We start from the raw sequence: 12,379 nt of genomic DNA on the forward strand, positions 1-12,379 counted from the left end.
ATGACGACGCGACTGGTGATGATGGCCCCGTAGGGGCTTCCACCGACGACGTCTTGTTCGAGGCCCTGCGACCGGGGCCTCTTGTCGTGTCCGGGGCCCCTTGGGAGACACCCGATGTACATCACGACCACCATCCCTTACGTCAACGCCCGCCCGCACCTGGGGCACGCCCTGGAGATCGTGCAGGGCGACGTGCTGGCCCGGCACTACCGGCGGCGGGGCGAGCCCGTGCGCTTCCAGACCGGCACCGACGACAACTCGCTGAAGAACGTGCTGGCCGCCGAGGCGGAGGGCGTCCCGGTGCGGGAGCTCGTCGATCGGAACGCGGCCGCCTTCGAGGCGCTGCGCGAGTCGTACGACCTGTCCTTCGACTCCTTCATCCGGACGAGCCGTCATCCGGGGCATCGCCCGGGAGTCGAGCGGATCTGGCGGGCGATCGACGGCGACCTTTACCAGCGGCACTACGAGGGGCTCTACTGCGTCGGCTGCGAGCAGTTCTACAACGACGGGCCCTGTCCCGAGCACGAGGCGCCGTTGCAGCGGGTCTCGGAGCAGAACTGGTTCTTCCGCCTCTCGCGTTACCAGGACGCGTTACTGGACCTCATCTGCGGCGGATGGCTCAGGATCGAGCCGGCCGCGCGGCGGAACGAGGTGCTGGCGTTCATCGAGGCCGGGCTGTCCGACATCAGCGTCTCGCGCTCCGCGGACCGGGCCCGCGGCTGGGGCATACCGGTGCCGGGAGACCCCTCCCAGGTGGTGTACGTGTGGTGGGACGCCCTGGCCAACTACGTCACCGCGCTGGACGGCGGCGACTACGACCGCTGGTGGGTGGCGGAGCCGCGCAAGGTCCACCTGATGGGCAAGGGCGTGATCCGCTTCCACGCGGTCTACTGGCCTGCGATGCTGCTCGCGGCGGGCCTGCCGCTGCCTGCCGAGATCTTCGTCCACGACTACCTGACCGCCGGCGGGCGCAAGATCAGCAAATCATCGGGTACGTCCGCGGACGCCGAGGCGATCGCGCGGGCCTACGGCGCCGACGCGGTGCGGTGGTGGCTGCTGCGCGAGGTGCCGCGGGTCGGCGACGCCGACTTCACCGTGGAACGGCTGGTCGCCAGGGCCGACGAGGATCTGGCCAACGGCGTCGGCAACCTGGTCAACCGGGTCGTCACCATGGTGCACCGGTTCCGGGACGGCGAGGTCCCCGCGGTCGCCGTTGACGCGGTCGCCGGACGTACCCTCGTCGAGGCCTGTGAGAGCGCGCCGGGGCGGGTGCACGAGGCGCTGGAGGACTTCGACTTCCGCCGCGCCACCGCCGCGGTCTGGACGATCGTCGAGGAGGCGAACAAGTACGTCGAACAGGTCAAGCCGTGGCGGCAGGAGCCCGGCGACCGGGAGACCTCGCTGGCGACGCTTGTGCACGCGTGCCGGGTGCTGGCCGTACAACTGGCGCCGTTCCTGCCCACAGCGGCGGCGCGCGTGGCGGCGGCGGTGGACGGGGAACGGCTGGCCGAGCCCGAGCCGTTGTTCCCGCGGCTGGCCCATTGACGGTGGGTATGCGGCGGCCTACGTTGGCGGCACCGACCAGCCGGTATGGAGGCGCGCATGCCCACCGTCAACACCGTTCGCGGCCCTGTCGACGTCGATGAGCTCGGTCAGACCTTGATGCACGAACACGTCTTCGTCCTCTCCACCGAGTATCTGGACAACTACGGCAAAGGTGCCTGGTGGGACGAGGAGTTCCGGGTCGCGGACGCGATCACGAAGCTCAACGCGGCGGCGGCGAAGGGCGTGCGGACGATCGTGGACCCGACGGTGTGGGGGATCGGCCGGTACATCCCCCGCATCCAGCGCATCGCCGCCGAAGTGCCGGACCTGCACATCATCGCCGCGACCGGCATGTACAGCTTCGACGAGCTGCCGCACCAGTACGAGTTCCGCGGTCCCGGCCTGCTCCTGGACATACCCGATCCGATGATCGACGACTTCGTCCGGGACATCACCGAGGGCATCGCCGACACGGGGGTCAAGGCGGCGTTCCTCAAGTGCGTGGTCGAGCAGAAGGGCCTGACGCCCGGGGTCGAGCGGATCTGCCGGGCCGTCGCGCAGGCTCACGTACGCACCGGCGCGCCGATCACCGTCCACACGAACTCCTTCACGCAGAGCGGGCTGCTGGCCCTCGACTTCTTCGCCAAGGAGGGCGTGGACCTGACGAAGGTCGTCGTCGGGCACGCGGGCGACACCAACGATCTCGACTACCTGATGCGCCTGGCCGACACGGGCGCCACGCTAGGCATGGATAGATTTGGGCTGGATGTCTACAACCCGACCTCCGACCGAGTGGCCACCATCGCCGCCCTCTGCCAGCGGGGATACGCTGACCGCATGGTCCTCAGCCACGACGCCGGGTGCTTTTACGACTACTTTGGGACAGCTTGGGATGAGGCGCTGAGCACGATGGCGCCCAACTGGCGCTACGATCACATCCACGACGAGGTCTTGGCCGCACTCCTGGACTCGGGTGTGACCGGCGATCAGATCGAGCAGATGCTGGTGTCCAACCCGAGACGCTACTTCTCGTAAAGTGGTGACATCGGACAAGCAATGCGGGTAGGTGGAACTGGGTGACTTCGGAGCAGGCCTTGTCGATCAGCCTCGGGCTCCAGGGACCGTGTGTCATCGCCAGGCTTACGGGGGATTTCGACTTCGGCTCCGCGGCCGAGGTGCGTGATCGCGTCACCAAGGCGTTGGATCTGACCCAGCCACCCCTACTCGTCATCGACATGCAGGCGGTCAGCGTCTGCGATTCTTCGGGCCTTTCTGTGCTCGTTTATCTGCACAAGGCGGTGACCGCGTCCGGCGGCCGGTTGCTCCTTTCCGGGCTCAACGGCAGGTGTAAGCATCTGTTCGCCATCACCGCGCTGGACAAGTTCTTCGATATCCGCACCACCGCCGAACTCGCCATTGCAGAACTCAACGAACCGGGGAGTTCGCCGCCGTTTACCGGGTAGTCGCCGTGGTATGTCGGCCGAAGAGCCCGACCTGCTCGGCATGTACTTGGAGCAGATCGGAAAGACACCTTTGCTCTCCGCCGCGGACGAGGTGGACCTGGCACGTCGGATCGAGGCGGGGCTCTACTCGGGCTACCTGATCGGTCGTGGCCAGGGCACTCCGGAGCTCGAATGCGTCCGCCGCGAGGGGCAGCGCGCCAAGGACCTGCTCATCAGGTCCAATCTCCGGCTGGTGGTGGCCGCCGCCAGACGCTACGCCTTCCGTGGGCTTCCGCTCCTCGACGTCATCCAGGAGGGCAATCTCGGGTTGATCAGGGCTGTGGAGAAGTTCGACTACAAACGGGGCTACAAGTTCTCCACGTACGGGATGTGGTGGATCCGCCAGGCCATCGAACGCGGCATCCACGACAAGAGCCGCACCGTACGGCTGCCCACGCACGTCGCCGAAGAGCTGTCGCGGCTGACCAGGATCGCCCGGCAACTCACCGTCGACCTGGGACGCGAACCACGCGACGGCGAGCTCGCCAAGGCCGCCGAACGCTCACTCGGCCACGTCGCCGTGCTGCGGCAACTCGCCCAGGAGACGGTCAGCCTGGACGTGCCCGTCGGGGAGAACGGCGAGGGCAACATCGGCGACATGATCGCCGACGAGGACGGTCTCCAGGCGCAGGAGGTCATGGAGCGCCGCGCGCTCAACGCCGACCTGCACCAGGTGCTCACCTCACTCCCGCCGCGAGAGGCTTTCATCCTCAGGCTCCGGTACGGCCTGGCCGGCCAGGAAACGTGGACCTATACCGAAATAGCGGAACGCCTCGGGCTCACCAGAGAGCGCATCAGGCAACTGGAGAAACAGGCGTTGAAACGCCTGCGACAGGGGAGTCGCTTGCTCTCCTGGGCTTCCTAATGCCGCATAACGGGGTAATAGGGATGTGGTCGGACAACCGATTGACTCGGCCGTTTTCCTGACGGTTAATCGGGAGCCTGACGTCGCTTTCAACAGGGGGAAGCGGCAGCACGTCGTTGCTTATGGGGGCAACATGGTCAAGGGTCTCGTTGGCACGCTCTTATCCGTCACCTCGGCAGTGGCGGTGGCAGGGGCCGTGGTCGCGGCGCCGTCCGCCGCGAACGCCGCGGCTCCGTCTTCCGCCCTCGCGGTGGTGGCCGCGAACACGCCAGCCACCCTCTCCAGCACCGCCAAGCCGCATCTGATCAAGTACAAGATCTACTGGGGCCGGTGCAAGGACACCTGCCGCGTCAAGGTGCGGATCACCAACATCTCCCGCACGACCCTCTACGCCGTCAGCCTGAACGCCCGGCTCAAGGTCAACGGCAAGAAGGTCGGGTCGTGCTACGACTACGTCGGCACCATCCGGGCCAAGCACTCCCGCTGGGGAGGGTGCACCGTCAGGACGCGTACGCTCTCGAACATGTGGAACCGGTGGCTCGACGGCGAGATCCGCTTCGACCGTGACGTCAACACGGTCGTCCACTACGAGTATTACCGCTGACCAGGACGCCAGGGGCCGCGCCCGGTCCGGCCCCAGGCCGTCAGGAGGTGACCATCAGGGCGAGGCCGATGAGGACCACAACCGGGACTAGCCAGACCACGGCCTCTGCGGCGAACTCCTTGTACATTGCGTAGATCTCCCTTGAGACGCCCGTGCGGGGGCGGCGGTAAAACGTTCATTGCGCAGCATAGCCGCCCCCACCCACGACTCCGTCCTACTTCATGACTCCTCCGCCACCGGCCTTCGGCCGGGTTCGATCTCGGCGATCCGCTCGGACGTTCTGCGACTGGCCGGAAATTCTGCCGTCGCCTGCGGACACGTAGCGATCGACACCCCGAAACGTGCGGAAGGTCCGAAGAGGATGACGCGTGGATGAGACAGACAACCGGTACCGGTTCTCGGCGATGTACCGGCAAACGTACGAACAGCTCCTTGGGTACGCCATACGCAGGTGTTCCTCTCCCGAGGACGCGGCCGACGTCGTGGCAGAGACCTATGTGATCGCCTGGCGGCGGATGGCGGAGTTTCCCGATGGCGAGGCCGGCCGGCTCTGGCTGTACGGCGTGGCGCGGCGGGTCCTGGCCAACCACCGACGTGGCGAGCGACGCAGAGCCACCCGGCATGCCGAGCTCACGGCCGAGGCCAGAGCCCTCTACACCACTCCCTCCCCCCAGACCGGGCCCGACGACGTGGGCGAGGCCATGGACCTGCTCTCCGAGGATGATCGCGAGCTGCTGGCCCTGGCCGTCTGGGAGGAGCTCGACCCCGGAGAGATCGCCAAGGTGCTGGGCTGCTCGCGCAATGCCGCCCGCATCCGCCTGTACCGGGCCCGCAAGCGGTTCGCCAAGGCCCTGGAGAAGATCCGCCCATCGATCGCCCACCTCGAAGTGCGGCCGCTCATCGAAAAGGAGTCAAGGTGAACAATGACCAGCTGCTGAGGAACCGGGCGAGAGTGCTGGATGAGGACCTGGCCGGCCGGGCGTCCACCGCGGGGGCGGACGCGCTGCTGGCGGAGATCGTCGCACTGGAGCAGGCTCCGGTCCGGCGGCGGCTCATGCCGTCTCCTCGCCGCGCCCTGCTCGGACTGGCCGCGGCCGCCGTCCTGGCGGGCGCCCTTGTCGTCGGGCCGTCCTTGTTCAGGGCGTCCGAGCAGGTGTACGCCAGCCAGGCCGTGACGATCGACCGCGACGGCGACGAGTACGCCTTCTACTTCACCGAAGGTGATCCTGATCCCGCCGAGTTGGAGAAGGCCTTCCACAAGGTCGGCCTGGACAACCTCACGGTGAGGCTGATCCCCGTTTCGCCGCGAATGCCAGCAGGCTCCGTCTTCGGATTCGAGAAGTCCGACCCCAACGCACGAGCGACGTTCGCCGGGGACAGCTGCCCTGAGCGGGTCGAAGACTGCATTACGGCCTTCCGGGTCACGGCGGACATCAAGGGGCCCGCGGAGGTCGGCCTGGGCCGCCCGGCGAAACCCGGTGAGAAGTACGGCTTCCCCGCCGACGCCAGTTGGCCGGGTGAGGCGCTGGCCGGAGTGAAGCTTCAGGGCCGTTCGGTGGCCGAGGCGGTGCAGGTCGTGCGCGAGCACAAGCTGAAGGTGGCCTACGCGCTCAACTGGCCGCTGCGGAACGGGGAGAAAGGCTTCCGAACCGAGACGGACGTGCCCGCCTCCCGCATCGATCGTGGCTGGGCGGTGGAGACGGCGGATACCTACAACGACGGCGTGATCGTCCTGAACGTCGTGCCGGGCCCGGACGCGACTCCGCCGCCCGGATTCTGAACCACGACCGAGGCGTGCCGGATCTCTGAGGGTGGCAGGAGCACCGGCTATGCCAAATCGGCCGTACGACTGTTCCTCGACATCGGCACCGGCCACGCCGCCGGGTGTGTGGCGTGCCCGGTGTCAGTGATCGTGCTGGGCCATGCGCTTGCGGAGGCCCGCGAGTGAGTCGTCCGCCATCAGCGCGGGCAGGCGCGGCGCATCGGCCTCGATCCGCTGGAGCACCTCGGGGTCGCCGCCGTGGAAGCGGCTCCAGGCGCGGACCACGTCGGGCATGGCCGAGATGGCCGCCTCGGTCAGGATCGCCTCGCGCGGCAACCATGAGGTGAGGAACCGCGAGACCCGGGCCGGACTCCACCACAGGGGCCGATCGCCCACGAACTCGACCAGTTTCCCGAACGCCTCCTGCGCTCCGGGCAGATCCGGCAGATCCAGGAACCGGGACACGGTGTCGTCGGGCGCCTGTCGTACCGGATCGGGGACGGTCCGCGCGCGGGCGAGGGCCAGCGGGCGGACGGCGGGCAGGCTCTCGGCGATCGGCGCCCCCAGGACGAGGTCCGTCATCTCGAACGCGTCCAGCACCCGCCCCGCGACCACCGCCGGATCCGCCGGGCGCAGGTCCAGGTCGTCGAGGAACTTCGGCTCCTCGACCACCGCATCGACCGCCAGACCGCCGTTGACCTGGTCGATGCCCACGATCAGGACGTGCGGCTCCTTGCCGTCGGGGTAACGGAACCGCAGCGCGGCCAGGGCCTGCTCGCCGTAGCGGTCGGCCTTGCCGTACCACGCCTGCTCACACACCACCTGCCCCATCCGCCCGGCCCACTCGGGCAGCGCCCGCAGGGCCTCCTTCCCGGCATCCCGCAGGACCTCTTGAAGGCTCTTGCTTCCTGGCTCCTGCGTGGTCGGGAGTCCGGTCTGCGGATCTGTGTTCGTGTGGGCCCAGGTGTCTTCGGTGGGTGGCTCGGCGAGGGAGTCGTCGTAGAGCGCCTCGTCGTCGTCCAGGGCTGCGGTGTCCACGACGGCCAGGGCGGCGAGGGTGAGGTGTGCCTCTGGGCTGCCGGCTTCGGTCAGCTGCCGTATGAGCGGGCGGACCTCCGTTGGGCGCAGTGTCGCCGTGAGGCGGGCCGCCCAGAGCTCTGTGCGCAGTGGTGAGCGCCACCTGAGCAGGTCGCGGGCCTGGGTGATCGCCGTGGTAAACGCAGTTGTGCTCACTCTCCGACCGTATCGCTCCCGCGGGCACGGCTGACTCGCCGAGATTCCGCCCGCAGCGGACCGCCCGACGGTGGGGGAGCGGCTGGTGATGGGTGTACACCGGTGGCAGGGGCAGGCAGCGTCAGGGGGACGTCTGTGCCAGGGGCCTCTCGGCGGTGGGCGAGTGTTTGGTGACAGACGCACGCCGGTGTCAGGGGCACGCGGATGTCGAGGCGCCCGGGTGTCGGGGCCCGGCTGTGTTGGGGCGCGAGGGTACGGGGGCGCCTGGGGTGGGGCGCTCGGGTTTCGAGGGCGAGTCGGGGGCGGAGGACATCGGAATCAGAGGCCGCCTGTGGTGTCGCCCGTCGGACGGGTGAAGGCGACCGTCGGCCGGCGCGTTGGTTGCCCAACGCGCCGGCCGACAGCCAGGAGTTACTGGTCGTCTCCGGTCAGGCCGGCCTTGCGGAGGGCTTCGGCCATGGCGCCCGAGGGGGCCGGGCGGCGGGCACCGCCGCCGCGCTGGCCGCCGTCTCCGCGACCCCGCTGGCCACCGTCGCCGCGCTGTGCGCCGTCGCCCCTACCGCGCTGACCGCTGTCACCGCGACCGCCGCCACCCCGTGCGCCGTCTCCGCGCCCGCCGGAACCGCCGCGACCGCCGTCCCCGCGACCGCCGTCTCCACGGCCACCAGCGCCGCGACCGCTGTCTCCGCGACCGTCACCACGTGCGCCGCCAGAAGCGCCGCCGCCGCGGTTCGCGTCGGCGCGTCCGCCGGATCCGCGACCGCCATCGCCGGCACCGGCCGTCCCACGGCCCGCCGAGCCGCCGCTACCGTCGCCGGCGGTGCCACGGTTGCCGTCTCCGGCCGCACCACGACCGTCTCCACCCGCGCCACGGCCGCCGCCAGCTGGACCACGGCCGCCGCCCGGGCCGCGACCGCCGCCACCCGGACCGCGGTTGCCGTCGCCCGGGCCACGGCCGACGCCGCCGCGGGAGGCGCGGCCTTCCGAAGTGGTCTCGTCGTCCAGGCGCATGGTCAGAGAGATGCGCTTGCGGGGGATGTCGACCTCGAGGACCTTGACGCGGACGATGTCACCGGGCTTGGCGACGTCGCGCGGATTTGTCACGTAATTTCGGGACATGGCGGAGACGTGGACCAGGCCGTCCTGGTGGACGCCGACATCCACGAACGCGCCGAACGCCGCCACGTTCGTCACCACGCCCTCAAGGATCATGCCGGGCAGCAGGTCGGAGATCTTCTCCACGCCCTCCTTGAAGGTCGCGGTCTTGAACGCGGGCCGTGGGTCACGGCCGGGCTTCTCCAGCTCGCGCAGGATGTCGGTGACCGTCGGCAGGCCGAACTTGTCGTCCGTGAACTCCGCAGGCTTGATCGCCCGCAGCGTCGCCGTGTTGCCGATCAGCGTCTTGAGGTCGGTCTGGACCGAGCCGAGGATGCGCCGGACCACCGGGTAGGCCTCGGGGTGCACGCTGGAGGCGTCGAGCGGGTCGTCGCCGCCCGCGATGCGCAGGAAGCCCGCGCACTGTTCGAACGCCTTGGGCCCGAGGCGGGCCACGTCCTTCAGGGCCGAGCGGGTCTTGAAGGGGCCGTTGGTGTCGCGGTGGCGCACGATGCTCTCGGCCAGCGTGGCGCCGATGCCCGACACGCGTGTGAGCAGCGGCGGGGAGGCGGTGTTGACGTCGACACCCACGGCGTTGACGCAGTCTTCGACCACCGCGTCGAGCGAGCGGGACAGCTTGGTCTCGGCGAGGTCGTGCTGGTATTGGCCGACGCCGATCGACTTGGGGTCGATCTTGACCAGCTCGGCCAGCGGGTCCTGGAGACGGCGCGCGATGGAGACCGCGCCACGGATGGACACGTCGAGGTCGGGCAGCTCCGCGGAGGCGTAGGCCGAGGCGGAGTAGACGGACGCGCCCGCCTCCGACACCACGACCTTGGTCACCGACGGCATGTGCTGGACCAGCTCGCCGGCCAGCTTGTCGGTCTCGCGGGAGGCGGTGCCGTTGCCGATCGCGATCAGCTCGACGCCGTGCTTCTGCGCGAGCGCGCCCAGGACGGCCAGCGACTGGTCCCACTGCCGCTTGGGCTCGTGCGGGTAGATGGTGGCGGTGTCGACGACCTTGCCGGTGGCGTCGACCACGGCCACCTTGACGCCGGTGCGCAGCCCGGGGTCGAGGCCCATGGTCGACCGGGTGCCGGCGGGCGCGGCCAGCAGCAGGTCGCGCAGGTTGGTGGCGAACACCCGCACGGCCTCGTCCTCGGCCGCCTGCCAGAGCCGCATGCGGATGTCGATGCCCAGATGCACGAGGATGCGGGTGCGCCAGGCCCAGCGCACGGTCTCGTTGAGCCAGCGGTCGGCCGGCCGGCCCTGGTCGGAGACGCCGAAACGGGAGGCGATGCGCATCTCGTACTCGGGGCTGTCGTCGGGCTCCAGCGTGACGGAGAGGATCTCCTCCTTCTCGCCCCTGAACATGGCCAGGATCCGGTGCGAGGGCAGCTTGGTGAACGGCTCCCCGAACTCGAAGTAGTCGGAGAACTTCGCCCCCGCCTCCTCCTTGCCCTCACGGACCGAGGAGACCAGCCGGCCACGGCCCCAGAGCTGCTCGCGCAGCCCGCCGATGAGGTCGGCGTCCTCGGCGAAGCGCTCGATGAGGATCGCCCGCGCGCCCTCCAGAGCGGCCGCGGCGTCGGCGACGCCCTCGGTGAGGAACGTCTCGGCCAGCGCGGCCGGGTCGTGCGAGGGATCGGCGAGCAGCTGGTCGGCCAGCGGCTCCAGGCCCAGCTCGCGGGCGATCTGCGCCTTGGTGCGCCGCTTGGGCTTGTAGGGGAGGTAGATGTCCTCCAGGCGGGCCTTGGTGTCGGCCGCCATGATCTGGGCCCGCAGCTCGTCGTCGAGCTTGCCCTGGGACTCGATCGACTCCAGGATCGCCGCCCTGCGCTCCTCCAGCTCGCGCAGGTAGCGCAGCCGCTCTTCGAGCGTGCGCAGCTGGGCGTCGTCGAGGGCGCCGGTGACCTCCTTGCGGTAGCGGGCGATGAACGGCACCGTCGCGCCGCCGTCGAGCAGCTCGACGGCCGACAGCACCTGCCCGTCGCGTACGCCGAGCTCTTCCGCGATCCGCTGGTGAATAGAGAGCACTTGCCTGCCTTTCGATGGTCCCGCCGGTCAATTGTGCAGGACTGCGCCGTCTTTCATGACCAGAGTGCGCGCTGGGTGAACGACCACGGCCTCGGCCGGGCCGCTCGCGGGGACGACGACGAGGTCGGCCCGGTCGCCGGGAGCCAGGCCGTAGTCGTCGAGGCCGAGCATGCGGGCACCGCCGACGGTCGCCGCCTCCAGCGCGAGCTCGATGTCCTCGTCCCTGCGGAACGCGCTGCGGTAGGCGACGTGCATGGCGCGTTCGAGCATGTCGCCGCTGCCGTAGGGGCCCCACAGGTCGCGGATGCCGTCGTGGCCGCACGCGACCGTGACGCCTGCCGCCCGCAGCTTCTTGATCGGTGGCACGGGGAAGCTGTAGACGGCGGCTGTCACCACCGCCACACCGGCCTCGGCGAAGCCCTGGACCAGGCGGTCCTGGTAGGCGTCGTCGAGCTGGCCGAGCGCGTAGGCGTGGCTGACCGCCACCCTGTCCGCCAGGCCGAGCACCTTGGTGCGCTCGATGATGAGCTCCAGCTCCCAGGCGCCGAGCGAGCCGCCGTCGTGGAGGTGGATGTCGAGCCGCGCGCCGTAGCGCGCCGCCAGCCCGAAGATCATGTCGAGGTGGCGCACCGGGTCGCGGTCGATGCCCGCCGGGTCGAGCCCGCCGATCGCCTCGACACCGCTCTTGAGCGCCGCTTCGAGCAGCTCGGCCGTGCCGGGGTTGGTGAGCACGCCGTGCTGGGGGAAGGCGACCTGGCGCACGTCGATGGGGGAGCCCGCCGCCGCCTCCTGGACGGCCTCCACGCCGCGCAGGCCGACCAGCGGGTCGATGTCGGTGTGGGTGCGGACATGCGTGGTGCCGAAAGTGCTCATCCGGGCCAGCAGCGCCGCGACGCGTTCGACACTCGGCACGCCGAGCTCGGCGCGGCGGCCCAGGTCGTTGCCGATGCGACCGGCCAGCGTGTCGTCGGCGGAGTGCGGGACCCAGGGCCCGCCGTAGAGGGTCTTGTCGAGGTGGCAGTGCGCCTCGACGAGGCCGGGCAGCACGAGCTGGCCGGTGATGTCGAACGAGCGCGCCGCGGGCGCCTCGATCGTGGCCGCGACCCGCTCGATCCGGCCGTCCCGTACGAGGATGTCGGTAGGCATCTTGAGACCCCACAGCTGCCCGCCACGGAGGAGCACGTCGGTCATGCCCAGCACCCTAAAGGGCGGCACCGACGTTTCCGCGCTTCCGCCGAAGGTCATTTCCTGGCGGCGGTCTCGCCGTCAGATCGCGTCGAGGTGGGAGACGTTGGCCCGGTCGACGGCGTCCGTGCTCGGCGCGCCGGCCAGCCAGGCGTCGAGGATCTCCTCGAGCACCACCTCGGACGTCAGCCGCAGGCTCAGCGCCAGGACGTTGGCGTCGTTCCATTTACGTGCCCCGCCGGCCGTGTAGGCGTCGACACAGAGCGCCGCCCGTACGCCCGGCACCTTGTTCGCCGCGATCGAGGCGCCCGTGCCGGTCCAGCAGCACACGACGGCCTGGTCGGCGCGTCCCTCGCGCACGTCGCGCGCGGCGAGTTCGGACGCCCACGCCCAGTCGTCGCGCTCCTCCGGGTTGAGCGCACCGTGCGTGAGCACCTCGTGGCCGCGCGTGCGCAGGAGCTCCACGACGCGCTCGGCCACGCCGTCCAGGCTGTCGGTCGCCACCGAAATCCGCATGCTCACGCTCACCTTTCCGTATCTGCCGGTACACC

The 12,379-nt window shown here is 69.8% G+C and carries 11 protein-coding genes; 7 read left to right on the forward strand and 4 right to left on the reverse strand.

From position 1 onward, the window contains the following. Nucleotides 1–114: 114 nt before the first annotated feature. The 7 genes from KME78_RS19015 to KME78_RS19045 all read left to right on the forward strand — a co-directional run bounded on the left by KME78_RS19015 (nt 115) and on the right by KME78_RS19045 (nt 6,296). The gene (locus KME78_RS19015) at nt 115–1,545 is read left to right on the forward strand and encodes a methionine--tRNA ligase (protein ID WP_219530396.1); all 1,431 of its coding nucleotides are present in this window, start codon (nt 115–117) and stop codon (nt 1,543–1,545) included. Nucleotides 1,546–1,602: 57 nt separating this feature from the next. Continuing rightward, nucleotides 1,603–2,580 (forward strand): phosphotriesterase family protein, encoded by a 978-nt coding sequence (locus KME78_RS19020; RefSeq protein WP_219530397.1) that lies wholly within the window; start codon nt 1,603–1,605, stop codon nt 2,578–2,580. Between the two features lie 41 nt (nt 2,581–2,621). Continuing rightward, nucleotides 2,622–3,008, forward strand: a complete 387-nt coding sequence (locus KME78_RS19025) for an STAS domain-containing protein (RefSeq protein ID WP_219530398.1) — start codon at nt 2,622–2,624, stop codon at nt 3,006–3,008. Nucleotides 3,009–3,018: 10 nt separating this feature from the next. Further along, nucleotides 3,019–3,912, forward strand: a complete 894-nt coding sequence (locus KME78_RS19030; protein WP_219530399.1) for a sigma-70 family RNA polymerase sigma factor — start codon at nt 3,019–3,021, stop codon at nt 3,910–3,912. A gap of 133 nt (nt 3,913–4,045) precedes the next feature. After that, entirely contained in the window at nt 4,046–4,516 is a 471-nt protein-coding gene (locus KME78_RS19035; RefSeq protein WP_219530400.1) for a hypothetical protein, read from the forward strand. Nucleotides 4,517–4,884: 368 nt separating this feature from the next. Further along, nucleotides 4,885–5,436 (forward strand): RNA polymerase sigma factor, encoded by a 552-nt coding sequence (locus tag KME78_RS19040; protein ID WP_308127026.1) that lies wholly within the window; start codon nt 4,885–4,887, stop codon nt 5,434–5,436. Beyond that, a complete protein-coding gene (locus tag KME78_RS19045; RefSeq protein ID WP_219530401.1) occupies nt 5,433–6,296 on the forward strand; it encodes a hypothetical protein in 864 nt (287 codons plus the stop codon). Before KME78_RS19040 ends, KME78_RS19045 begins: the two co-directional genes overlap by 4 nt. A gap of 123 nt (nt 6,297–6,419) precedes the next feature. Here the strand turns inward: KME78_RS19045 and KME78_RS19050 are convergent, their stop codons facing one another. The 4 genes from KME78_RS19050 to KME78_RS19065 form a co-directional block, all read right to left on the reverse strand. Beyond that, nucleotides 6,420–7,511, reverse strand: coding sequence for a hypothetical protein (locus tag KME78_RS19050; protein WP_219530402.1), 1,092 nt, complete (start codon nt 7,509–7,511; stop codon nt 6,420–6,422). Nucleotides 7,512–7,922: 411 nt separating this feature from the next. Then, the gene (locus KME78_RS19055) at nt 7,923–10,643 is read right to left on the reverse strand and encodes a Tex family protein (protein ID WP_308127027.1); all 2,721 of its coding nucleotides are present in this window, start codon (nt 10,641–10,643) and stop codon (nt 7,923–7,925) included. Nucleotides 10,644–10,670: 27 nt separating this feature from the next. Continuing rightward, on the reverse strand, nt 10,671–11,834 hold the full coding sequence (locus KME78_RS19060) for an amidohydrolase (protein ID WP_219530403.1): 1,164 nt from the start codon (nt 11,832–11,834) through the stop codon (nt 10,671–10,673). Between the two features lie 75 nt (nt 11,835–11,909). After that, nucleotides 11,910–12,344 (reverse strand): RpiB/LacA/LacB family sugar-phosphate isomerase, encoded by a 435-nt coding sequence (locus KME78_RS19065; RefSeq protein WP_246651317.1) that lies wholly within the window; start codon nt 12,342–12,344, stop codon nt 11,910–11,912. Nucleotides 12,345–12,379 lie beyond the last annotated feature (35 nt).

The sequence above is a fragment of the Nonomuraea guangzhouensis genome (assembly GCF_019396345.1).
GTDB lineage: Bacteria > Actinomycetota > Actinomycetes > Streptosporangiales > Streptosporangiaceae > Nonomuraea > Nonomuraea guangzhouensis.